This window comes from Curtobacterium sp. PhB128 (assembly GCF_004340725.1).
In the GTDB taxonomy this organism is placed as follows: Bacteria; Actinomycetota; Actinomycetes; order Actinomycetales; family Microbacteriaceae; genus Curtobacterium.
This window is the reverse complement of the sequence record NZ_SLUR01000001.1, coordinates 731,686-752,971: the sequence shown is the minus strand read 5'-3', so window position 1 is coordinate 752,971 and position 21,286 is coordinate 731,686. Positions and strand designations below refer to the sequence as shown.

Sequence of the window (21,286 nt, the reverse complement as noted above, 5' to 3'; positions counted from 1 at the left end):
ACATTGTCGGTTCCCTACCGGCGAGGGGTGATGCGGCGACGACCCGTGGCCGATTCGGACATCGCGCCGAGGATCAGGGCCGACTGCACGATCAGGGCGTCCCGAGCGTGCGTGGCGTCCCACCCGATGATGTCCGCGACGCGGCGCAGGCGGTAGCGGACGGTGTTCGGGTGCACGAAGAGCTCGCGCGCCGTGGCCTCGAGCGACCGACCGGTGTCCAGGTAGCACCACAGGGTCTGCAGGAGCTCGGTGGACTGGTCCTTGAGCGGCACGTAGATGCGCTGCACCAGGGCGGACCGGGCGAGCGGGTCGCCGGCCAGGGCGCGTTCGGGCAGCAGGTCGTCGGCCAGCGCCGGACGGGGGACCCCGCGCCATGCCCGCGCGACGGCGAAGCCGGCGAGGGCTGCCTTCGCGCTGGTCGAGGCGTCGACGACCCCGGGGACCTCGTTGCCGAGCACCAGGTGGCCGTCGCCGAACAGCGGCTCGAGCGCCTGCGCGATCGCCGTGAACGAGACCGGGTCCTCGCCCTCGGGCACGTCGTCCCGCGGGGTCGAGCGCCCGATCACCACGACGAGCCGCGAGCCCTGCACCCCGACGAGCACGTCGGCGTCCATGTGGCGGGCGGTGCGGCGGACCTGGTCGACCTCGAGCTGCTTCGGTGCCGTGCCGACGAGTACCGCGACCTCGCCGTGCCCGTGCCACCCGAGGGCCGCGATGCGGGACGGCAGCTCGTCGTCGTACTCGCCCGACAGGATCGAGTCGACCACGAGCGCTTCGAGTCGGGCGTCCCACAGCCCGCGGGCCTCGGCCGCCCGGGCGTAGACGTCCGCCGCCGCGAAGGCGATGTCCCGCGAGTACTTCAGGATCGCTTCCTGCAGCATCTCGTCGTCGGCGGCGCGTTCCTCGACCACCGTGACGACCACGCGGATGAGCTGCAGGGTCTGCTGCAGGCTCACCGAGCGCAGCAGCTCACGCGGGGCCGAACCGAAGACGTCGGCCGCGGCGATCCACGGCGTCGACGCGGTGCCCTCGAGCCAGCTGATGAACGAGGTGATGCCTGCCTGGGCGACGAGGCCCACGGCGGAGCGGCGACCCGGCGGCATCTCGCTGTACCAGGGAAGGGTGTCCTCGAGCCGCTTGATCGTGGCGGTGGAGAGTTCTCCGGACACCTGACGGAGCCAGGAGAGCGCCCGCTCGCGCGCGCTCTCCTGGCTCTGGGCCTTCGACAGGCCCTCGGTGTCCGGCTGGACGGGCGTCACCTGCTGATCAGCTCTCGCCGCCCGCGCTGCCCGTGGTGCCGGCGGTCACGTCGTGCAGGCGGTACTTGTCGATCGCCTGCTGGACGAGTGCGCCGTCGACCTTGCCCTGGCGGGCGAGCTGCTGCAGCGTCCGCACGACGACCGAGGGGCCGTCGATGTGGAAGAAGCGACGAGCGGCCGGACGGGTGTCCGAGAAGCCGAAGCCGTCGGCGCCGAGCGTGGCGTAGTCGGTCGGCACGAACGGGCGGATCTGCTCCTGCACCTGGTGCATGAAGTCGCTGACGGCGACGACCGGCCCCTCGGTGGCGAGCAGGCGCTCGGTGACGTACGGCGTGCGCGGCGACTCGTTCGGGTTGAGGAACGCGTGCTGCTCCGCGTCGAGACCGTCGCGGTACAGCTCACCCCAGCTCGTGACGCTCCAGACGTCGGCGGAGACGCCCCAGTCCTCGGCGAGGAGCTGCTGCGCCTCGAGGATCCACGGCACGGCCACACCGGAAGCGAGCAGCTGGGCCTTCGGGCCGTCGTGCTCGCTCGGCTTGAGCAGGTACATGCCCTTGACGATGCCGTCGACGTCGATGCCCTCGGGCTCGGCCGGCTGGACGATCGGCTCGTTGTAGACCGTCAGGTAGTACATGACGTTCGGGTCGCTGTGCTTCGGCGAGCCGTCCTCGTTCGTCCCGTACATCCGGTCGAGGCCGGCCTGCACGATGTGCCCGATCTCGTACCCGTACGCGGGGTCGTACGACACCACGGCCGGGTTCGTCGTCGCGAGGAGCAGCGAGTGGCCGTCGGCGTGCTGCAGCCCCTCGCCCGTCAGCGTCGTGCGACCGGCGGTTGCGCCGATCATGAAGCCACGGGTCATCTGGTCGCCGGCGGCCCAGATGGCGTCACCCGTGCGCTGGAACCCGAACATCGAGTAGAAGACGTAGACCGGGATGAGCGGCTCGCCCTGCGTCGAGTACGAGGTGCCCACCGCGGTGAACGCCGCCATGGCCCCGGCCTCGTTGATGCCGACGTGGATGATCTGGCCCTGCGGGCTCTCCTTGTACGCCAGGAGCAGCTCGCGGTCGACCGAGGTGTAGTGCTGGCCGTTCGGGTTGTAGATCTTCGCCGTCGGGAAGTACGCGTCCATGCCGAACGTGCGCGCTTCGTCCGGGATGATCGGCACCACGCGGTTGCCGAAGTCGGGGGAGCGCAGCAGGTCCTTCAGCAGCCGGGCGAACGCCATGGTGGTGGCGATCTCCTGCTTGCCGGAGCCCTTCTTCACGACCTGGTACTTCGCGTCCTCGGGGAGGGTGATCGAGGTGTACTTGGTCCGACGCTCCGGCACGTAGCCGCCGAGCGCCTGACGACGCTCGTGCATGTACTGGATCGCCTCGTCGTCGTTGCCCGGGTGGTAGTACGGCGGCGTGTAGGGGTTCTCCTCCAGCTGCGCGTCGGAGATCGGGATGCGCATCTCGTCGCGGAACTGCTTGAGGTTGTCGAGCGTGAGCTTCTTCATCTGGTGGGTCGCGTTGCGGCCCTCGAAGCTCGGGCCGAGGCCGTAGCCCTTGACCGTCTTCGCCAGGATGACCGTCGGCTGGCCCTTGTGCTCGGTCGCGGCCTTGAACGCCGCGTAGACCTTGCGGTAGTCGTGGCCACCGCGCTTGAGGTTCCAGACCTGGTCGTCGCTGTAGCCCTCGATGAGCTCGAGCGCCTTCGGGTCGCGCCCGAAGAAGTTCTCGCGGACGTACGCGCCGTTCTCGGCCTTGTACGTCTGGTAGTCGCCGTCCGGCGTCTGGTTCATCAGGTTGAGCAGCGCGCCCTCGGTGTCGCGGGCGAGCAGGTCGTCCCACTCACGCCCCCAGACGACCTTGATGACGTTCCAGCCCGCACCGCGGAAGAACGCCTCGAGCTCCTGGATGATCTTGCCGTTGCCGCGCACCGGACCGTCGAGCCGCTGCAGGTTGCAGTTGATCACGAAGTTCAGGTTGTCGAGGCCGTCGTTCGCGGCGACCTGGAGCTGTCCGCGCGACTCGACCTCGTCCATCTCGCCGTCGCCGAGGAACGCCCAGACCTGCTGGTCGGAGGCGTCCTTGATGCCGCGGTTGGTGAGGTACTTGGCCTGCTGCGCCTGGTAGATCGCGTTGATCGGGCCGATGCCCATCGACACGGTCGGGAACTGCCAGAAGTGCGGCATGAGCCGGGGGTGCGGGTACGACGACAGGCCGCCGCCGGCGTGGGACTTCTCCTGACGGAACCCGTCGAGCTGGTCCTCGCCGAGACGCCCTTCCATGTAGGCGCGGGCGTACATGCCGGGGGAGGCGTGGCCCTGGAAGAACACCTGGTCGCCGCCGGACGCGTGGTCCTGCGCGCGGAAGAAGTGGTTGTAGCCGACCTCGTACAGCGCGGCGCTCGACGCGTACGTCGAGATGTGGCCGCCGACGCTGATGCCCGGACGCTGCGCGCGGTGCACCGTGATGGCCGCGTTCCAGCGGATCCACCGGCGGTACCGGCGCTCCAGTTCCTCGTCGCCGGGGAACTCGGGTTCGTTCTCCGGCGCGATGGTGTTCACGTAGTCCGTCGTCGGGACCATCGGCACACCGAGGTGCAGTTCCTTGGACCGCTTGAGCAGGCTCAGCATGATCTCGCGACCGCGCTGGTGTCCGTGGGTCTGGACCAATCCGTCGAGGGACTCACGCCATTCGGCGGTCTCCTGCGGGTCCTGGTCGTTCGCCCCGGTGCTGTACGGGTCCTGGTCGTTCACCGTCACCCTTGACCTCGTTCGTTCTCGTGGTGGTGGACATGGTGGCTCCGGTGGTCGGGTCACGACCGGATGGGGCCCCGTCCACTCTAGGCCCCAGCACCGACGGTGATGCTGATGGTGCGGTGCACGTGGCGGGTGCTTGCATTCGGGTGCGGTCGGCGTAGCATGGCCGATCGTGCACACGCGACCCGCGTGCGCACGGACCCGACGGGTACACCCCACACCCGAGGAAGAAGCACACGTCCCGATGGCTCTCGAGATCGGCTCTCTCGCGCCGGACTTCGAGCTCCCGAACCAGTTCGGTGAGCACGTCCGACTCAGCGACTTCCGCGGCAACCGCCCGGTCGCACTCGTCTTCTTCCCGCTCGCGTTCTCGTCGAACTGCACGAACGAGCTCTGCGCCCTGCAGGACAACGTCGCGATGTTCCAGGACCAGCGCGTCGAGCTGATCGGCATCTCGGTCGACTCCAAGGCGACGCTCCGCTCCTTCGCCGAGCTCAACGGCTACGACTTCGAGCTCCTCGCCGACTTCTGGCCGCACGGCGCGGTCTCGAAGGAGTACGGCGTCTTCCTCGAGCACAAGGGCTTCGCCACCCGCGCGACCTTCGTCATCGACGTGCAGGGCCGGATCAAGGCCTCGATCATCACTGAGCCCGGCCTGCAGCGCGACGTCGCCGAGTACAAGGCCGCGCTCGACCGCCTCGCCGCCTGCACCGCACCCGTCCCGGTCGGCTAGCGTTCCGAATCCCTCCTGCGACGCATCCGCGTCGACAGCGGACAGGAGGCCCGGTGCACGCCATCGACACGGACGCACGTGACCGTGCGGTCACCACCGAGGCCTACGCCCCCTCCCCGGTGTCGCCCACGCCCGCCGCGTGGCACCTCCGGCGTACCGAGGTCCTGACGCCCGCAGGACCCGTCGTGGTGCACCACCGCGCGGGTCCCGACCCGCTCCTGCTGCTGCACGGCGTCGCGGGCTCCTGGTCGACGTGGACCCCGCTGCTGACCGCGGCGCACGGCGTCGGTGACCGTGGCCTCGTGCTCGTCGACCTGCCGGGCTGGGGATCGTCGCCGGCGCCGAGCGGTTCGTTCGACCTCGACGACGTGGCCGTGTCGCTGGTCGCGGTGCTGGATGCACTCGGGATCACGACGGTGGACGTCGTCGGGCACTCGATGGGGGCCTTCGTCGGGATGCACCTGGCGGTCGTCGCGCCCCGGCTCGTGCGCTCGGTGGCCCTCGCGTCCGGCACGACCGTCGCGACCGCGGACGCCGCACGGCACCCGCTCCGAGGGCTCCGGACGCTGCCGTCGTTCACCCTGCTGCGTGCGGGCCTGTCGATCACCGGCGAGGCCGCGCGGCCGATGCTCCGGGCGCTGTCCCGCGTCGGGCTGCTGCCGCTGCTCGCCGCACCCGTGTTCACGCACGTGCGACGCCTCGACCGCAGCGTGCTCGACGCCTTCGTCCAGGAACTCCGGCCGACCCGGTTCACCGACGCGGCGCGGACCGCTGCGGGCTACGACCTCGGCCGCTGGCGGGGGATCACCTGCCCGGTCACCGCGATCGCCGGGCGCGACGACGTGTTCGCGCGCGTCTCGGACCTCGAGGCCCTGCGGGAGTTCGTGCCGCAGGTCCGCACGGTGCTGCTCGACGACTGCGGGCACTTCGCGCACGTCGAGCACCCGGACGCCGTGGCGCGGGAGCTTGCACTCGCCTGACTGCTGCGAGGGCACTGCGACGGCACGGTGCGCTGGCACGGTGCGACAAGGCGGTTGTCGTACGACGTCGACCATGTCGTCTCCGCGCGGCCGCAACAGTTGCAGGCGCGCGGTAACGACGCCCTCGATGTCGTACGACGTCGAGGGTGTCGTTCGGAGTCGGGACGGGAGCGTCAGGCGGGGACGGGGAACGTCGCCGCGACGCGGGAGCGCACCTCGGCGCGCACGGCGCGACGCATCACGGGGGAGAACAGCGAGTGGTCGCCGTCCTCGACCCGCACGATCGACACCGAACCGCGCCGACCGACACCGCCGTAGCGGCGCAGGGCCTTCTGTCCGCCGAGCCGGTCGAACAGCGCGGCGTCGTCCGGGGCGGCGATCACGACGACGTCGGTGCCGTGCTCCACGAGCGGCCGGACGTGCTCGACGACGCCGCCGACGCGGTCCCGCCGCGCGATCCACTCGCGCAGGGCCTTCGGCACGACGGCGTTGTACCGCCGACGGACCCACAGTCGACGTGCCGAGGGCGCGTCGACCGCGCGGACGGCGTCCTCGTAGCTGCCGGGGGCCGCCGGCTGCCGGCGGTAGTCGTTCGGGCTGATCTCGACGACCAGGCGCGGAGCCTCGTCCGCCGACCGACCGGCGAGCCACGCGCCGGCGCACATGCCGACGAGCACCAGGCGGTCCGAAGGGGTGCCGAGGTCGGCGACGACGGCGGACTGGTCCTCCACCCACTCCTGGGCGAAGAGGAAGCTGCGTTCGTCCTCGCGCACGCTGGTGCTCTCGCCGGTGGCACGGCGGTCGACCCGGACGACGCGGGCGCCGTCACGCGCGAGGGCACGGGCGAGGTCGACTTGGTAGTCGGTGGCACCGACCCGGTGTTCGGCGGCGCCGTTGTGCAGGACGACGAGCGGGGCGTCGTGGTGCTGGGCGGATGACACGGTCTCGACGGCGAACAACGCGTCGGGGCCGAGGTGGACGATGCGCTCCGACACGCGGCCGTCGACGTCCAGGACCTCGTCGAGCACGGGCGGCACCACCGGCGCCGCAGCGGTCGGCGCCCAGGCGTCGAGCCAGGCGACGGCTCGGTCGACCGCGGCTCCGGGGATCCGGGCGTGGATGCTCGTGCCGTCGAGCAACTCGGCGCTGCCGGGCACCTCGACGGTCTCGACGGGTCCGAGGGCCTTCGGCGCGCGGGTCTCGGGCCGCACCAACGCCACGGTCGGACCGGTGCGCGGCGCGAAGGCGAGGGCGGAGAGCGCCGTCGCCTCGTCGGGTTCGACCTCGATGCCGATCAGGCTCTCGACGCCGTCCACGATCCGCTCGCTGCCGATCGTGATCGTCGCGAGGGCACGTTGCCGACGGAGCCAGCCCCGACCGGACGCCGGGGCGTCCCAGACGAGCAGGGCGTCGGTGTCCTCCGCGGCGGCCGCGGCGACGAGGGCTGCGGAGGCGAGCCCGACGAACGCCACGCGCTGCACTCCCGACGTGCGGAGCACGGCGGCCGCGTGGCGTGCGGACCGGACCTGCGCGTCGGGGTCGGTGTCGGGTGCGCCGTCACCACGTCCGGACGGGTCGTAGCGCACCGAGGCGATACCACGGGCCTCCAGGCGGTCTGCGAGCAGGCGGAGCGTGCGGTACGCGATCACGCCTTCCTGACCCAGTGGCGGGCAGATGACGACGCCGGCCCGCGCCGCGGGCGGCAGCTGCACGGCGGCGCGGACGGCCGGCGAACCGGACCATCCGTGCAGCGTCGTCACAGCTCGAGTGCCGCGCGGACCGACGCCGGCCAGGCGTCGACGTCCGTGCCGTGTGCGGCGAACAGGGCGATGGTGATGCGCTCCAGGCCGAAGGCGATGCAGGCGCTGTGGGCGACCTCGCCGTCGGCGGTGCGGAGGCCGAACGAGGTGCCGAAGTGGTCCTCGTGCAGGTTCGCCGAGCTGATCGCCGTGGTCGGGTGGTCGTCGCCGTAGACCGGCGTGACGAACTCGAACTTGAGCGCCTGCTCGACCTGGTTGCGGGCGAGCATCTGCCCGACGCGGCCGAAGAACGGGTCGTTGGCGGGGACGACGTCGATCTCGAGCCCGAACGACTCGAGCAGCTCGCGCATCACCGGGATCCGGCCGTCGCGGTGCTGCTGGGCCGACGCCGGCGTGCCGATGTGCACGAACTCGTGCATGTGGAAGGCCTGCAGGCGCATCGGGTCGAGCGACGGCTCGCGGCGGAAGGAGTCGCCGACGATGTCGAAGAAGCGGCCCTCCTGCGGGATCGTGTCGCCGACCAGGCCGTACACCGGGTGGCAGACCGCGGGAGTGAGCATGAGGTCGGCGGGCTCGAGGAAGCCCTCCCAGCGCTCACCGCGCTCGCGGGCGGCGAGCAGTGCCCGGTGCGTGCGGTCGTCGCCGGTGAAGCCGGAGATCGACGCGGCGAGGTCCGGGAACGACGCGATGTAGTCGGTGCGCTCGAACGCGGCGAGCGGCTCGACCGGCGGGAACCGCAGCACCTCGGCGTCGAGGTCATGCTGGCTGCGCTCGGCTGCGGCGTCGACGGCCGTGTACACGCGCTCGAACACGCCGGTGCGGCCGTACAGCCCGGGGGAGCCGAGGTCGATGAGCACGCGGTCGGCGAGCAGGCGGGCACGGAGTGCGGCGCGGGCGGCGTCGAGGTCCGGAGCGGTGGGGCTGGTCGTGCTGGTCGTGGTGGTGGTGGGGTCCGTGATGGTCACAGGATCACTCCCGTCATGAGGGCCAGGTCGGCGTCGTTCTTGAGGAGACGGTCGTTGCTCACCATGACGGCGGCACCGTGGGCGTCTCGGAGGTGTCGGGCGATGCTCATCGGACCTGAGGCGGCGTAGCCCGCGATCCCGACGATCCGCATCGCCTTCGTGACGATGTCGGTGACGCGCTCGGACGCCCCGATCTTCAGGGCGTTCGCGGCGAGGGCGTAGGCGCTCGAGGCGAGCACCTCGGGGTCGTCGGCAGCGGCGTCGAACCGCTCGGCGGCGTGCCGGACGGAGTCGGCGAGGGCCTGCAGGTCGACCAGGAGTTCGGCGAGCCGGAGTGCTCCGGGCGGGGTCGTCCCGATCGCGGCGCGGGCCTGCTTGCGGACGGCGGTCCGGGCGCGCTCGCTCGCCGAGGCGGCGATGCCGAGCCACACCGAGGCCCAGAGCACGTGAGAGACCGGCAGGACCGTCTGCGCCGAGATGGCGGCGTAGTCGTCGCGGAACACCCGGTCGACGGTGGTCTCGGTGTCGAGGATCCAGCCGTTGCTGCAGGTCCCGCGCAGCCCCATGGTGTCCCAGGTGGAGGTCTGCGACAGCACCATCGAGTCTGTCCGGCAGATGAGCAGCCGCTGGTCGGAGGCCGGGGCGTCCGGGTCGCGGCGGGCGGTGACGAACACCGCGTCGGCCTCGGTGGCGTACGAGATCACCGGCGCGTCCTTGCGCAGGCGGATCCGGCCGTCGTCGGTGGCCTCGATCGAGCACGTGGAACGACGGGCGTCGCCACCGACCCCGCGCTCCGTCGTGGCCGAGGCGACGAGTGCGCCGTCGCGGACCGCGGCGATGGTCTCGAGCACGCCGGCACCGTCGCCGCCGTGCCGCCAGAGCGCCATGACCTGGCCCTGGTGCATCGCGAACACCATGCCGGTCGCGGCGCAGGCCCGACCGAGTTCGGTGGCGATCGCGGAGAGCTCGGACACCGAAGCGCCCTCGCCACCGTGCTCGGCGGGGACGGCAGCGGCGAGCAGACCGTACTCGCGCATCGCAGCGATGGCCTCGCGCGGCGGACGGGCGTCGCGGTCGACCTCGTCCGCGAACTGCGCGGCGACCGCGGCGACGGCGGCGGCACGCTCGGCGAACCGGTCGACGACCGCGGTCGCCGCCATGGTCAGGGTCACGAGGCGAGCTCCGCAGCGGCCACGATCGACTCGACGGTGGCGAAGGTGGACCGGTTCAGGACCGAGTCGGGGAACTCGACGTCGAGCTCGGACTCGACGGCGAGCATGACGTTCACCGTGGCGTGCGACGACAGCCCGAGCGCGTACAGGTCGGCGATCGAGGCGACGTCCTGCGCGTCCACGGTCAGGCGCCCGTGGTCGGCGAGGGCGCGGCGGACGGCCTGCTCGATCGCCGGGTCGGCGAGCGTCGCGGTCGTGGTCGCCGTCGGTGCGGTCGTGCTGGAGAGCTGTGGTTCCTGGTCCATGACGGCAACGATAAGGAAGACCGGGCCTCGGGAAACCGCCGTGCGGGTGCGCGAAACCGCACGGCGTCCGACGCCCCTGTGCGGTGGTACAGGGTGGCGCGGGCGGTGGTGCCGGTGCGCCCCGTCAGCGGTCGGACAGCGCGACCGCCGTCGCCACGGCCAGCCCCCGCTCGTGCGCGAGTGACACCGCGATCGGGCCGCACCCGACCGACTCGGCCAGCGCGGCGGCGGCCCCGGTCAGCTCGACCGTCGGCGCCCCGCGGTCGTCGAGGACGATCGCCACGTCGCGCAGCGGGATCGCCTGGTCCGGAGCGGGGCGGAGCAGCTTCACCACCGCTTCCTTGCCCGCGAACCGTGCCGCCAGACGCTCCGGGTCGTCGCCCGCGTCGGTACGCTCCCGCACGGTGAAGAGCCGGTCCAGGTACCGCTCACCGTGGGCGGAGATGCCCGCGACGACGTCCTCGACCGCGGCGAGGTCGGTGCCGGTCCGGATCGTGCCCATGGCAGCAGGCTACGCAGGTCGCGGCGACCCCGCATGCCGGCAGCGGCATGGGCGTCGGAGGGGGTTCGTATGATCGGTGCCAGAGACCACCGAGGGGGAACCGATGGCATCACCGTGGACCGGCATCATCGAGGACGCGCGACACTACCCGTCGCCGCACAACTCGCAACCGATCGTCGTGCGCGTCGAGGACGACCGCACCGCGACCGTGTTATACGACCTGCGACGGGGGCTGCCGGCGGAGTCCTTCGGCATCCCGTTCGGGCACGTCTGCGCGGGGGTGTTCCTGGCCGGGCTCGAGGTCGTCGCCCGGGCGCACGGTTTCTCCGTGCAGGAGCGGCTCGACCACGCCGAGATGGACTTCGGCCGGCTGGACGGCGCGGCCGGTGACCGTCTGCACCGCTTGGGCAGCGTGACCTTGCGTCCGCGGGCGGTCACGGCGGACGACCGGGAGGCCCTGGCCCGCTTCCTCGCGCGGCGCACCTCACGCAGGCCCTACGACGCCACCCTGGTGGACGATTCCGCGATCGAGGCCGCGTCCGCCATCGCGTCGGCAGCCGGGCAGCGCTTCCGCACCACGTCCGACCGGGCGACCGTCGACGAGATCGTGCGGGTGAACCAGGAGACGCTGTTCGACGACCTGCAGCACGACGCCGTGCACGACGAGATCCTGCACTGGCTGCGGTTCTCGAAGCGGCAGGCCGCGACGACCGGCGACGGTCTGTCGGCCGAGACGATGCTCATGCCCGGACCGGTGCTCCGGTTCGCGATGGAGCACCGCGGGCTGTGGGAAGCCCCCGGCGTCGGCGGGGTCTTCAAGCGCGTGTACCTGTCGACGATGCGTGGGGTCCGGCAGCTCGGCTGGCTCGAGGGCCCGTTCCGCACGCCGGCCGAGTACGTCGAGGCCGGCCGGGTGTTCATGCGGATCTGGCTCGAGTTCACCGCGCGCGGGATCGCCCTGCACCCGTTCGGCACCGTGATCACGAACCCGCGCTCGCACGCCGCCTTCGTCGAGCAGGCCGGCGTCGACGAGTCCGACGGCCGGATGGCGTGGATGCTGTTCCGCTTCGGGCACAGCGCGCCACCACCCCTGGCACACCGCAGACCCGCGGCCGCCATGACGCTCGGGGGTGCACGGTGAAGCGCGCGGCGGTCTTCACGGTCGTGTGGGTCGTCGAGACCTTCGTGGCGCTGTTCATGCCGCGCGTCGGCACCCACAAGCTCCTGCTCACGCCGGGCATCGAGCCGCTCCGCTGGACCCTCGGACGCTGGCGTGCCTGGCGGACCGTGGAGCGGGCTGCGAAGCGGGTGCCTGCGTACGGGGCCTTCCTGGCGGAGGCGGGGCGGGCCTCCCGTCCGTTCCGTCTCGACACGCGTGGCGGGATCGCCGCAGCGATCTCGGGGCTGCCCGAGATGGACAAGGAGTCGTACGTCAAGCGGTGGAGCATCCCCGAGCGCTGCGTCGACGGGCGGCTGCCACGGCGCGGGGTCGTCGTCGACGAGTCGAGCGGGTCGAGCGGCACGCCGACCAGCTGGGTGCGCGGTCCCGACGAACGCCAGGCCACACGGCAACTGCTGCAGCTCGGGTTCTCGCGCACCGCGAAGGACCTGCCGAAGCAGCCGTTCGTGCTCAACGCGTTCTCGCTCGGGGCGTGGGCCACCGGCATGAACGTGACGGCGTCGCTCACCGAGTCGTCGATGATCAAGTCGATCGGGCCGGACCGCGACAAGATCGTGCAGACGATGCGCGAGTTCGGCACCGACTTCACGTACATCATCTGCAGCTACCCGCCGTTCCTGAAGGCGCTGTTCGAGGACGACCGTCTCGACTGGAGCGAGTACACGATCGTCGCGGCGTTCGGTGGTGAGGGCATCAGCGAGAACATGCGCGCCCACATCGAGCAGTACGCACAGGCCGTCCTCGGCTCGTACGGGGCGAGCGACCTGGAGATCAACCTCGGCATCGAGACGCCGTTCAGCGTGCGGCTGCGCCGGGCCATCGCCGCCTCACCGGAGCTGTCCGCCGCGCTCACGAAGCAGGCCGAGTACGGCGTGCTGCCGATGGTGTTCCAGTTCAACCCGTTCGGGTACCTGATCGAGACGAACGAACTCGGTGAACTCGTCGTCACGATCGCCCGCTCCGAGAACATCAGCCCCCGGATCCGGTACAACATCCACGACCGCGGGCACGTGGTGCGGATGCGTCCACTGCGGCAGACGCTCCGCGCACACGGCTTCGACGAACTCGCCGACGCCGCCGAGCTCGACCTGCCGCTGCTGTTCCACTACGGCCGGTCCGACCTGTCCGTCGACTACAACGGCGCGGTCGTCGCACCCGACGTCGTGCGTGACGTGGTCTACGGCGACCCGGAGCTGCTCGAGGCCGTCGAGAACCACCGGCTCATCAGCTACGAGGACGACCGGGGCGACCGCCAGCTGCACATCGCGTTCCAGCTCGCTGCGGGCGCCGGGTCCTTCGACTCGGACGCGGCGCGCCCCGCGGTCATCGCCGAACTGCGGCGGCTGAACAAGGACTTCTCGAACGCGATCCGGACGGCGCCGCCCGGCACGCTGCCGACGGTGGCGTTCTACCCGTACCGGACGGGGCCGTTCCGAGAGGACGGCAAGAAGCTCAAGAACGAGTACGTGTGGCAGTTGCCGGCCGGCTCGGTGGAGCAGTGGGAGCTCGACCTGGCGTGGGTCGCGCCGAAGGAGGCGTGAGCGGGGGCGGTGCGGTGCTCGCTAGCCGTACTGCGGCGGCCAGTCGAACGGGGCTGGCAGGCGCGGGACCTCGCCGATCGTCGTGACGATCAGGACGACCTCGCGCCGGTTCGTCAGCTCGATGGAGCGTGGGGTGCCGATCGTCCGGCGCCCGTCCACCCACACCGTGAGCTCGCCGCGCAGGCCGCCGACGTGTTCCGGACCGAGCGAGACACCCCACTCGTCGAAGAACTGACCGAGCGTGAACGTCTGCTCGGTGGGGGACTCGACGTGCACGATGCCCGAGGTGTCGTGCGTGTGGATCTCGGCGGCGAACTTCCCCCGGTCCGAGTGCCCGATGTTCGCCGGCACCGTCACCGGGGTGTCTCCGTCGAGGATCGTCAGGTGGGTGTGGACGTGCTCGGCGAGCCGCTCGCCCCACACGTTCCGCAGCCCCGCCGCGTCGGCACGGGCGGACAGGTCGGTCGGCCGCGGCCAGGGCGGAGCGTCGCGCGACGCCCCGGCCTCCGGCGCTGCGCAGCCGGACAGCAGCAGGAGTGCTGCCACCGCGACCGCGACGACGCGGGTCCTCACCAGCGGTCGTGGACCGTGGCGCGGAACCACGTGTCGTAGAGGTCGCGCACCGTGGCGTCCAGGCCGTCGATCTCCGGCAGGTCGCCGGCCGCCGCGTTCGACCGGGCCTGCTCCGGGTTGCGGGCTCCGGGGATCGCCGCGGTCACGCCGTCCTGTGCGATGACCCAGGCGAGCGCCGCCTGCGGCACCGAGACGGCGTCCGGCAGCGACGCTGCGAAGGTCTGTGCCGCGCGCACGCCGTCGTCGTAGTCCACACCGCTGAACGTCTCGCCCTGGTCGAAGGCCTCGCCGTGGCGGTTGTAGTTGCGGTGGTCGCCCTCGGCGAACGACGTCTCCGTCGTGTACTTGCCGGACAGCAACCCCGACGCCAGCGGGACGCGCGCGAGGATACCGACCCCTGCCTCCAGGGCCGCCGGCAGCACGCGGTCCAGCGGCTTGAGCCGGAACGCGTTGAGGATGATCTGGACGCTCGCGACGCCGGGCCGGGCGATCGCTGCGAGTGCCTGGTCGGCCGTCTCGACGCTGACGCCGTAGGCGGCGACCGAGCCGTCGGCGACCAGCGCGTCGAGGGCGTCGTACACGGCGTCGTCGCCGATGACCTCGGACGGCGGGCAGTGCAGCTGCACCAGGTCGAGCGTGTCCTGCCGCAGGTTCGTCCGGGAGCGGTCGACCCACTCGCGGAAGTTCGCCGCGACGTAGTTCGCCGGGACCTGCTCGGCACGCCGACCCATCTTCGTCGTGACCGTCAACGGCACGTCGGGGTTCGAAGCGCGCCACGAACCGATGAGCTGCTCGCTGCGACCGTCGCCGTACACGTCGGCGGTGTCGAAGAGCGTGACACCGGACTCGACCGAGGCGTCCATCACGGCGTTCGCGTCCGCTTCGCTCACCGGACCCCAGTCACCGCCGAACTGCCACGTACCGAGACCGATGGGGGAGACTTCGCGGCCGGTGCGACCGAGGGTGCGACTCTGCATGCCGCCGAGCGTAGTCAGCGGGCTCCGGCGGTCGCTCAGCCGATGGTCCCGCGCGGTCGCTCAGCCGATCGTGGAGACGCCGCGGCGGAGCAGCGCACGGGCCGCTCGAGCACGGGGGATGACCCACACCGCCGCCCACAGGACCATGCCGGCCCAGAGCAGGATCAACATCGTCGTGATGAGGGCGTCGTGCTGGTCACGCATCGACCACGTCATCGCGATCCACAGCGTGCCGAGGACGACCTTGCCCCAACCGGCTCCTTCGCGGTCGGCCTGCGCCTGCACGAGCGGGATCCACAGCTCGGCGGGTACTCCGACCGGGATCTGGCCCTCGGCGACCCAGTCGCGGACCAGGACCGAGTTCTCGTACCCGCCCTCGGCGCGCCAGGACCGGAGCTGCAGGTACACGGCGATCGCAGCACCTGCCGCCGCGGACGGGATACCGACGGAGACCAGGACGGTGGTGGTCGCCTCGGTCCACGACGACAGCACGAGCATGACGAGGACGACCGCGAACGCGGCACCCGTTGCCCCGGAGCCGAGGAGCCGCAGCCGCCCGGATTCGTCGAGGACACCGGCACCGTTCACGAGGGAGAGGGTACCCGCCACCCCCGGGGTTCTCGGGTGCGGGTGCGCCCGAGGTTCCGCGGTGTGCCGCCGAGGTTCCGAAATCTCGGCATCTCGGGCCGCTGTTCGCCCGGGATCGGCACCTCGGTGATCATCGCGCGGCATGTCGTGGAACCTCACCGCGTCCTCCGGGTTCGGACTGGAGGCCCGTCCCACGTCGTTCTCCACAGATGCGTCCGACCGCGGTCGGGCCCGGCGCCTCGTGCGCGATGCTCTCGTCATGGGGAGCCGAGCACGACACGACCACTCGCCGAGGCCGTTCCTGGTGCGGCAGGCCATCGCGGCCGGAGCGAGCCCTGCGTGGCTGACCCGCCGCGACCTCAGTGCTCCGGTCCACGCGTCGAGGGCTTCCGACCGGATCTCGTCCGTGGCATCCCGGTCAGCCCGCCGCCACGAGCGTGGTTCGAGTCGGCGTCGCTGCTCACCCCGACCGAGCTCGTCGTCCTCGGTGACTACCTCGTGGGCCCGCGCGGCCTCGCCACGATCGACGGACTGGCAGCCGCGGTCGTCGCGGGGAGTCGCTCGGCACGACGCCGCCGCACTTTCCAGCACGATCAGCGACGGTCGAACGGGTTCGCGGTGAACGGCTGGATCGTCATCCACGCGACAGCCGCGGACACTGGGCGTCCGGCCGTGCTGTTCGAGCGGCTCCGACAGGCGTTCGTTCAACGCCAGGTCGAGGGTCGGGCCCGCCGCGCAGCCTGACGAGGCTCCGAAAGCGCCCGATGCCGGGCGGACTCGCTGGGCCGAGGTTCCACGACTCGCCGCCGGTTCATCGCCGAGGTTCCACAGCGGCGCGCTCGGGGCCGCGAGATGCCGAGATTTCGGAACCTCGGGGACCGACCGACCGACCGATGGACGGGTGGGCGGGAGCGACGGGCTCCGCGCGGGTCAGCTGTGCGCCAGGAGCCAGCACATGCCGGCGGCGGCGAAGGCCATCGCCCAGCTCACCAGGCTGCCGATCAGGAAGTACTCCGCCTGGTAGCCGGTCGTCTCGCGCCGGATCTCGGGGAACCGGACGATGCCCTTGGCCGCGATCAGTGCGGCGACCACCGGGAAGGCCCCCGCCACCGCGAACCCGGCCAGGAGCAGCCGTTCGATCGGGCCGATCAGTCGTCCACCCTTGAGGCTCACCGTGCTGTCCCCGGACTGTTCGGCGTCGGCGTCGGAACGTCGGCGTCGCCCGAACCGGCGGCGGAGGTCATCGGCCTCGGCGCCCGTGGTGGCTCCGCGCTGCAGTCCCGGCGGGAGTGCCTGGGCGACGACCACGTTCGCGGAGTCGACGAGGAACAGCGCCGAGCCGACACCGCCCACGACGGCGGCGAGCGGAACGGCGTCGACGAACGCCAGGCCCGAGCCGTCGTGCCAGTCGACCACGAAGCCCGTGCCGTCGGGCAGCGGCCCCCAGAGCAGCAGCACGGCGACGGCGACGGCGAGCAGCACCGCGGGCCAGGACCCGGACCGCCGCAGCAGCCCGCGGCTCGTCGGCGCGTCATGGTCGTCGTCGGCGGTCCCGGCACCGGCTCGGACCGGCGCGGTCGTGGCGATCCACGCCGCCGCGAGCACCACCGTGACCAGGACGCTCCACACGGGGACACCGAGACCGAGCCACGCCACGGCGGACACCCCGGCCCACAGCACGACGACCGCGATGGTGGTCAGCGTGCGCTGCCGGTGTGCATCGGCACCGGTGCGGGCCCGGACGACGTCGCCCAGACCGATGAGTGCGAGGAGGATCCCGGCGAGCATCAGCGTTCCTGTCCCACGAGGACACGGAGGCCCTCGACGATCGCGGCCACACCCGACTTCTGCACCGACTGGGACACCGCTGACGGGGTGATCCCTTCGGTCACGGCGATCTGCGCTTGGGTCCGGCCCTGGACGAGGCCGAGCGCGATGCGTCTGGCCCGGGGCGTCAGGCGGGCCAGGACGTGGTCGCGGTTGAGGAAGTAGGCGTTCACGAGTCGCTCCTCGGTGCCGTGGCGATCGTCGGACGCGTGGAACCACGACCGGAGGAAGGACGTCCTGCCGTCTTCGCGGCGGTGCGTCTCGTTGATGGCGTCGCGGGCGGACCACCACGCCGGGCCGTCCTGGAGCGGACCGCTCGTGCCGGACCCCACCGTCCGCACTGTCCCGCGACCCATCCCGAGCCGGACCTGCACCGTCGGTGGCAGGGCGAGCATGGCGGCGGTGCTGGCGACGAGCGCGTCCGTGAGCGTGGCGTAGATCACCTGGAACTCGTCGCCGACGGTCGCGTGCACCGGGTCCACCGGAGTGACGTCGGTTGTCTCGCGGAACGCCTGCTCGACCTCGCGCTGTGCGGCGGGGCGGTCGTCGAGCGTTCGTGAGTCGACGAGGTCGAGGATCACGGCGTAGACGGGGTCGTCGGACATGGGTTAAGTGTACGGCTTACTATCGGCGAAATGAAGCCGAGCGCTGAACTGGCCAACGGACGGGATGTCCAGCGCAACGATACGGGGGATCGACCTCTAGGATCGTGTCGCGGGCTCTTAGCTCAGTTGGTAGAGCACTTCGTTTACACCGAAGTGGTCGGCGGTTCGAGCCCGCCAGAGCCCACCGCAGACGCGATCACGGGGGTCCGATGAACAGCCGACGACACGAGCCGGTCCGACAGCACTCCGTCGACTTCTTGCCGGGAACGAGTGGGAACCCGGTCGCCCCGTTCCAGCGCGACCACCAGCCCGGACAGGGTCCGATCCGTCACGACTGGGTGTACCTCGTCCCGATCGGCGCGGTCTTGGTCGGCGGGGTCATCGCGTTCTTCGTGTGGGGGAACTGACCTCGTGAACGGTCGACCCGTGTCGGCGCCCGGCGACTGACCCACACCGCGATCGTGATGCGACGCGGTACGACGAGGCCGTTGTCGCACGACGTCGACCTCGTCGTTCCGCATCGGGTCAGCGCCCGACCAGCGCCCGCGTCAGCCTGCCACCGCGTGCGGGTACTCGTCCGAGCGCCCCTGGAACGCGAGGATCGCCGGGTTCCGCACGTGGCCGTCCTCGATCTCGACGGCGCGTCGGATCGTCTCCGAGTCGGCCCACGCAGCCGCACCGGCCATCACCGGCCGGAGGAACGGCATCAGCGCGTCGCTGATCTCCCACGTCGTCGAGTTCCAGAGCAGCGACGGGCTGTGGTCGACGGCGTAGTAGTTGCTCTCGCCGACGGTGGTCATCGGTTCGGCGAAGGTCGTCGCCTGCGCCCATTCGAACCCCATCCCCACGTCGATCGAGACGTCGACGATGAGGCTGCCCGGACGGAACACGCCCAGGTCCTCGGTGCGCAGGTACGTGAGCGGCGCGTTCGGGTCCTGGAGCGTGCAGTTCACGACGATGTCGTTCTCGGCCAGGTACGGCGCCAGCGGCACCGGACCGTCCTCGGTCTTCACCGTGTTGCCGCTGGGGTCGTGGTCGTCCTGGCTGATCTGCAGCATGTCGACGGAGGGGATCGGCGATCCCACGGCCGCGATGTCGCGGTTGGTCAGGACGCGGACGTCGTGGATCCCGTGGGCGTTCAGCGCGGTGACGGCACCGCGGGCGGTGGCCCCGAAGCCGATCACGACCGCGGTGAGACGGCGGCCGTAGTCCCCGGTGGAACCACAGAGCTGCAGGGCGTGGATGACGGAGCAGTAGCCCGCGAGCTCGTTGTTCTTGTGGAACACGTGCAGGCTGAACCCGCCGTCCGACCGCCAGTGGTTCATCGACTCCCACGCGATGAGGGTCAGGCGCTTGTCGATCGCGACCTGGGTGAGGGCGGGGTCCTGCACGCAGTGCGGCCAGCCCCACAGGACCTGCCCGTCCCGCAGGTCCTCGAGGTCGGACACCTGGGGCTTGGGCAGCAGGACGACGTCCGACGCGGCGATGAGCTCGTCTCGGTCCGCCATGGCGCCGACGAGGGGTTCGAGCTGGTCGTCCGTGACGCCGAAGCGGCGACCGTACCCGCGTTCCAGGATGATGTTCGCGCGCAGGTCGGGGTCGATGCGTTCGAAGTGGGCGGGATGGATCGGGAGGCGGCGTTCGTCGGGTTTCCGCGACTCGGCCAGCACCCCGAGGTGCAGCAGCGGCGATGCTGCCGGTGTTTGGGTCATGGTGCACTCTACGGCCGCTTGCCGCCGCCGAGCGGCCGAGCGGCCAAGTCACCCGCGGCGGTCGCCGAGCGCCGTGCGCACCAGGGTCTCCATGTCGGGGCCGTACTGGGCCCCGTGGTCGATCAACAGCCCGTGCATCCCGGCGGCCCAGGCCGCCTCCACGTCGTGCGCGACACTGTCCCCGACGAACAAGCAGCCGCTCGGCTCGACGCCGAGTTCGGCGGACAGGGTCTCGAACGCGCGACGGTCCGGCTTCTGCACCCCGATCCGCTCCGAGGTGCACACGACGTCGACCGCGTCGAGCAAGCCGGTGCGGCGCAGCTTGTCGACCTGCTGCGTCTCGGTGCCGTTCGTCAGCACGCCGATGCGGTACCCCTGCACACGGAGCGTCCGCAGCAGCGGCAGGCTCCCCGGGTACGCACGCCACGATGCCTCGTACTGGTGCCGGTACGCGTCGAAGAGCGCGTCCAGCCCACCGTCGTCGGCGGGGATCGGCACGCCGAGCGCGGGAAGGACGGCCCGCAGCCGTTCGCGCCGCTGCTCGGGGAAGCTGATCTGCCCTGTTCGCCACCGCTCGAACTGCTCGGTCTCGGCGGCGAACCAGCGGCCGATGGCGAACGCCGAGGCGTGCACGCCGAGTGACTCGAGGAACCGGGCGGCACCGGCGGTCGCTGCGCCACGGTGGTCGAACAGCGTCCCGTCGAGGTCGAACCCGACCGCTCGCAGATGCGCCATGTCCTCAGCGTAGGGACGGCGACCTCGACGACCTGACGTGATGCGGTTCTCCGCACGAAGTGGGCCGGCCCGTCGGCGCTCGGCCAGGATGCACTGGGAGGCGTCGTCCTGCCGGAAGAGGAGTCACCCCATGCGGGTCCTGAGCTACGTCCTGCTCATCGTGCTGATCACGGCGCTCACCCTCGGGGGCACCCTGCTGGCGGTGTTCGAACTCAGCGACGTCTCGGACGTCCTGATCATCGCGGTGAGCGTCAGCATCCCGATGTTCGTCGTCGGACCTGCGGTGGTCGGGTCGTTGGCGGGCTACTGGGACCACCGGTCGTCCACGGACAGCTCCCGGTACCTGCGGTGGTGGCTGCTGGGCGTGGTCGCCGTGGACGTGGCGGGTGCGGTGGTCATCGTGCTCGCGTCGGTCTCGGCCGGTGCGCCGGTCTGGGTGCCGGTCGTGCTGATCGGGGGAGCGGCGGTGCTGCTGGTGATCGCGCGACCACTCGGTGCGCTGTTCCGGCGCACGGAGCCGTCGCCGGCGGCGTACCCGGTCGGCTACCGGTTCGGACCGGCCGAACTCCGCCACACGATCATGGTGATCGCGGTGACCTTCGGCGTGTCCATCGTCGTCGTGACGATCGGCGTGGTGGTCCTGGCCGCCTTCACCGGGGACGACTCCGCTGGACTCACCCAGGCGGCCTTCCTCGCCGGCCAGCTGGTCTTCACTGCGACCGCGTTCGCGGCCCTGCTCCAGTCGCTGCCGTTGAACGGGCTCTTGCGGGCGTCCGCCGGCCACGACCTCGGTCGGCTCCGTCGCTTCGCGAAGATCGTGGCCCGCGGCGCGGACCTGCCGCTCGACCCGGCTGAGCAGGTCGGCGCCGTCCGGTACGCCACGGTGGTCCCACTCGCGCTGCGGTTCCAGCTCGCGTACATCGGGCTGCTCTACACAGCGCTCGCGTTCCAGATGGTGTCGACGTGGATCCGCGGCGACCTCGGGATCCTGCCGCCGGTGTTCCTCGCGCTCATGGTGGCGGTGCTCGTCTGGATCGTCCCGCTGACGCTCCGCCGGATCCGCCGTGCGACGGCCTACGCCGCGCGGCACGCGGACCTGGTCGACATCGACCAGACTTGATCC

The 21,286-nt window shown here is 71.4% G+C and carries 21 protein-coding genes and 1 tRNA gene; 8 read left to right on the top strand and 14 right to left on the bottom strand.

The genetic code is table 11. From position 1 onward, the window contains the following. Positions 1–14 precede the first annotated feature (14 nt). Positions 15–1,229, bottom strand: coding sequence for a helix-turn-helix domain-containing protein (locus EDF23_RS03430; protein WP_131920682.1), 1,215 nt, complete (start codon positions 1,227–1,229; stop codon positions 15–17). A gap of 37 nt (positions 1,230–1,266) precedes the next feature. After that, on the bottom strand, positions 1,267–4,011 hold the full coding sequence (gene aceE / locus EDF23_RS03425) for a pyruvate dehydrogenase (acetyl-transferring), homodimeric type (RefSeq protein ID WP_123292581.1): 2,745 nt from the start codon (positions 4,009–4,011) through the stop codon (positions 1,267–1,269). Positions 4,012–4,252: 241 nt separating this feature from the next. Here aceE and EDF23_RS03420 point away from each other — a divergent pair, with 241 nt between their 5' ends. Together EDF23_RS03420 and EDF23_RS03415 are read left to right on the top strand one after the other, a co-directional pair. Then, positions 4,253–4,741: a peroxiredoxin gene (locus EDF23_RS03420; RefSeq protein ID WP_111085695.1), complete on the top strand. Its 489-nt coding sequence runs from the start codon at positions 4,253–4,255 to the stop codon at positions 4,739–4,741. Positions 4,742–4,794: 53 nt separating this feature from the next. Then, on the top strand, positions 4,795–5,721 hold the full coding sequence (locus EDF23_RS03415; RefSeq protein WP_165900988.1) for an alpha/beta hydrolase: 927 nt from the start codon (positions 4,795–4,797) through the stop codon (positions 5,719–5,721). 173 nt (positions 5,722–5,894) lie between these two features. Here the strand turns inward: EDF23_RS03415 and EDF23_RS03410 are convergent, their stop codons facing one another. From EDF23_RS03410 to EDF23_RS03390, 5 genes are all read right to left on the bottom strand, one after another. After that, positions 5,895–7,481: an alpha/beta fold hydrolase gene (locus tag EDF23_RS03410; protein ID WP_131920444.1), complete on the bottom strand. Its 1,587-nt coding sequence runs from the start codon at positions 7,479–7,481 to the stop codon at positions 5,895–5,897. Then, a complete protein-coding gene (locus tag EDF23_RS03405) occupies positions 7,478–8,446 on the bottom strand; it encodes an amino acid--[acyl-carrier-protein] ligase (RefSeq protein ID WP_207895429.1) in 969 nt (322 codons plus the stop codon). The genes EDF23_RS03410 and EDF23_RS03405 overlap by 4 nt, the downstream gene beginning before the upstream one ends. After that, on the bottom strand, positions 8,443–9,618 hold the full coding sequence (locus tag EDF23_RS03400; RefSeq protein WP_207895428.1) for an acyl-CoA dehydrogenase family protein: 1,176 nt from the start codon (positions 9,616–9,618) through the stop codon (positions 8,443–8,445). The genes EDF23_RS03405 and EDF23_RS03400 overlap by 4 nt, the downstream gene beginning before the upstream one ends. Next, complete coding sequence (locus tag EDF23_RS03395; RefSeq protein WP_123292585.1) at positions 9,615–9,923, bottom strand: acyl carrier protein; 309 nt, start codon at positions 9,921–9,923, stop codon at positions 9,615–9,617. Before EDF23_RS03395 ends, EDF23_RS03400 begins: the two co-directional genes overlap by 4 nt. A 124-nt stretch (positions 9,924–10,047) precedes the next feature. Further along, on the bottom strand, positions 10,048–10,425 hold the full coding sequence (locus EDF23_RS03390) for a holo-ACP synthase (RefSeq protein WP_131920443.1): 378 nt from the start codon (positions 10,423–10,425) through the stop codon (positions 10,048–10,050). A 103-nt stretch (positions 10,426–10,528) separates the two neighbouring features. On the opposite strand from EDF23_RS03390, the gene EDF23_RS03385 reads away from it, so the two are divergent. Next, positions 10,529–11,566, top strand: coding sequence for a hypothetical protein (locus EDF23_RS03385; RefSeq protein ID WP_131920441.1), 1,038 nt, complete (start codon positions 10,529–10,531; stop codon positions 11,564–11,566). Beyond that, on the top strand, positions 11,563–13,146 hold the full coding sequence (locus tag EDF23_RS03380; RefSeq protein WP_243648791.1) for a CoF synthetase: 1,584 nt from the start codon (positions 11,563–11,565) through the stop codon (positions 13,144–13,146). The genes EDF23_RS03385 and EDF23_RS03380 overlap by 4 nt, the downstream gene beginning before the upstream one ends. Before the next feature lie 21 nt (positions 13,147–13,167). Here the strand turns inward: EDF23_RS03380 and EDF23_RS03375 are convergent, their stop codons facing one another. Genes EDF23_RS03375 through EDF23_RS03365 form a run of 3 tightly spaced genes read right to left on the bottom strand, consistent with a single transcriptional unit; the run spans position 13,168 to position 15,284 of the window. Next, positions 13,168–13,719: a hypothetical protein gene (locus EDF23_RS03375; RefSeq protein WP_131920439.1), complete on the bottom strand. Its 552-nt coding sequence runs from the start codon at positions 13,717–13,719 to the stop codon at positions 13,168–13,170. Further along, positions 13,716–14,696 (bottom strand): aldo/keto reductase, encoded by a 981-nt coding sequence (locus tag EDF23_RS03370; RefSeq protein ID WP_131920437.1) that lies wholly within the window; start codon positions 14,694–14,696, stop codon positions 13,716–13,718. Before EDF23_RS03370 ends, EDF23_RS03375 begins: the two co-directional genes overlap by 4 nt. A gap of 60 nt (positions 14,697–14,756) precedes the next feature. Then, positions 14,757–15,284, bottom strand: coding sequence for a hypothetical protein (locus tag EDF23_RS03365; protein ID WP_131920435.1), 528 nt, complete (start codon positions 15,282–15,284; stop codon positions 14,757–14,759). A 339-nt stretch (positions 15,285–15,623) separates the two neighbouring features. Here EDF23_RS03365 and EDF23_RS03360 point away from each other — a divergent pair, with 339 nt between their 5' ends. Next, complete coding sequence (locus tag EDF23_RS03360) at positions 15,624–16,028, top strand: hypothetical protein (protein WP_131920433.1); 405 nt, start codon at positions 15,624–15,626, stop codon at positions 16,026–16,028. Between the two features lie 186 nt (positions 16,029–16,214). On the opposite strand, the gene EDF23_RS03355 is transcribed toward EDF23_RS03360, so the two are convergent. Together EDF23_RS03355 and EDF23_RS03350 are read right to left on the bottom strand one after the other, a co-directional pair. Then, complete coding sequence (locus EDF23_RS03355) at positions 16,215–17,072, bottom strand: hypothetical protein (protein WP_131920431.1); 858 nt, start codon at positions 17,070–17,072, stop codon at positions 16,215–16,217. After that, a complete protein-coding gene (locus EDF23_RS03350) occupies positions 17,072–17,716 on the bottom strand; it encodes a SatD family protein (protein ID WP_131920430.1) in 645 nt (214 codons plus the stop codon). Before EDF23_RS03350 ends, EDF23_RS03355 begins: the two co-directional genes overlap by 1 nt. 111 nt (positions 17,717–17,827) lie before the next feature. Between EDF23_RS03350 and EDF23_RS03345 the strand changes: the two genes are divergently transcribed. Continuing rightward, a tRNA-Val gene (locus EDF23_RS03345) sits at positions 17,828–17,900 on the top strand. Positions 17,901–17,925: 25 nt separating this feature from the next. Continuing rightward, entirely contained in the window at positions 17,926–18,123 is a 198-nt protein-coding gene (locus EDF23_RS03340; RefSeq protein ID WP_123938243.1) for a hypothetical protein, read from the top strand. Between the two features lie 141 nt (positions 18,124–18,264). On the opposite strand, the gene EDF23_RS03335 is transcribed toward EDF23_RS03340, so the two are convergent. Both EDF23_RS03335 and EDF23_RS03330 read right to left on the bottom strand, forming a co-directional pair. Next, positions 18,265–19,428 (bottom strand): N(5)-(carboxyethyl)ornithine synthase, encoded by a 1,164-nt coding sequence (locus EDF23_RS03335; protein WP_131920428.1) that lies wholly within the window; start codon positions 19,426–19,428, stop codon positions 18,265–18,267. A 48-nt stretch (positions 19,429–19,476) separates the two neighbouring features. Further along, on the bottom strand, positions 19,477–20,163 hold the full coding sequence (locus EDF23_RS03330) for an HAD family hydrolase (RefSeq protein WP_131920426.1): 687 nt from the start codon (positions 20,161–20,163) through the stop codon (positions 19,477–19,479). A 130-nt stretch (positions 20,164–20,293) separates the two neighbouring features. Here EDF23_RS03330 and EDF23_RS03325 point away from each other — a divergent pair, with 130 nt between their 5' ends. Next, positions 20,294–21,283 carry a hypothetical protein gene (locus tag EDF23_RS03325; RefSeq protein WP_131920424.1) on the top strand — a complete coding sequence of 330 codons (990 nt, stop codon included), beginning with the start codon at positions 20,294–20,296 and terminating at the stop codon, positions 21,281–21,283. The last annotated feature ends 3 nt before the right edge of the window (positions 21,284–21,286 follow it).

What these genes read in the sequence shown, in the direction of transcription:
- EDF23_RS03420 (WP_111085695.1), top strand. Translation starts at nt 4,253, where the DNA reads ATGGCTCTCGAGATCGGCTCTCTCGCGCCGGACTTCGAGCTCCCGAAC.
- EDF23_RS03395 (WP_123292585.1), bottom strand. Translation starts at nt 9,923, where the DNA reads ATGGACCAGGAACCACAGCTCTCCAGCACGACCGCACCGACGGCGACC.
- EDF23_RS03390 (WP_131920443.1), bottom strand. Translation starts at nt 10,425, where the DNA reads ATGGGCACGATCCGGACCGGCACCGACCTCGCCGCGGTCGAGGACGTC.
- EDF23_RS03385 (WP_131920441.1), top strand. Translation starts at nt 10,529, where the DNA reads ATGGCATCACCGTGGACCGGCATCATCGAGGACGCGCGACACTACCCG.
- EDF23_RS03370 (WP_131920437.1), bottom strand. Translation starts at nt 14,696, where the DNA reads ATGCAGAGTCGCACCCTCGGTCGCACCGGCCGCGAAGTCTCCCCCATC.
- EDF23_RS03355 (WP_131920431.1), bottom strand. Translation starts at nt 17,072, where the DNA reads ATGCTCGCCGGGATCCTCCTCGCACTCATCGGTCTGGGCGACGTCGTC.
- EDF23_RS03350 (WP_131920430.1), bottom strand. Translation starts at nt 17,716, where the DNA reads ATGTCCGACGACCCCGTCTACGCCGTGATCCTCGACCTCGTCGACTCA.
- EDF23_RS03340 (WP_123938243.1), top strand. Translation starts at nt 17,926, where the DNA reads ATGAACAGCCGACGACACGAGCCGGTCCGACAGCACTCCGTCGACTTC.
- EDF23_RS03335 (WP_131920428.1), bottom strand. Translation starts at nt 19,428, where the DNA reads ATGACCCAAACACCGGCAGCATCGCCGCTGCTGCACCTCGGGGTGCTG.
- EDF23_RS03330 (WP_131920426.1), bottom strand. Translation starts at nt 20,163, where the DNA reads ATGGCGCATCTGCGAGCGGTCGGGTTCGACCTCGACGGGACGCTGTTC.
- EDF23_RS03325 (WP_131920424.1), top strand. Translation starts at nt 20,294, where the DNA reads ATGCGGGTCCTGAGCTACGTCCTGCTCATCGTGCTGATCACGGCGCTC.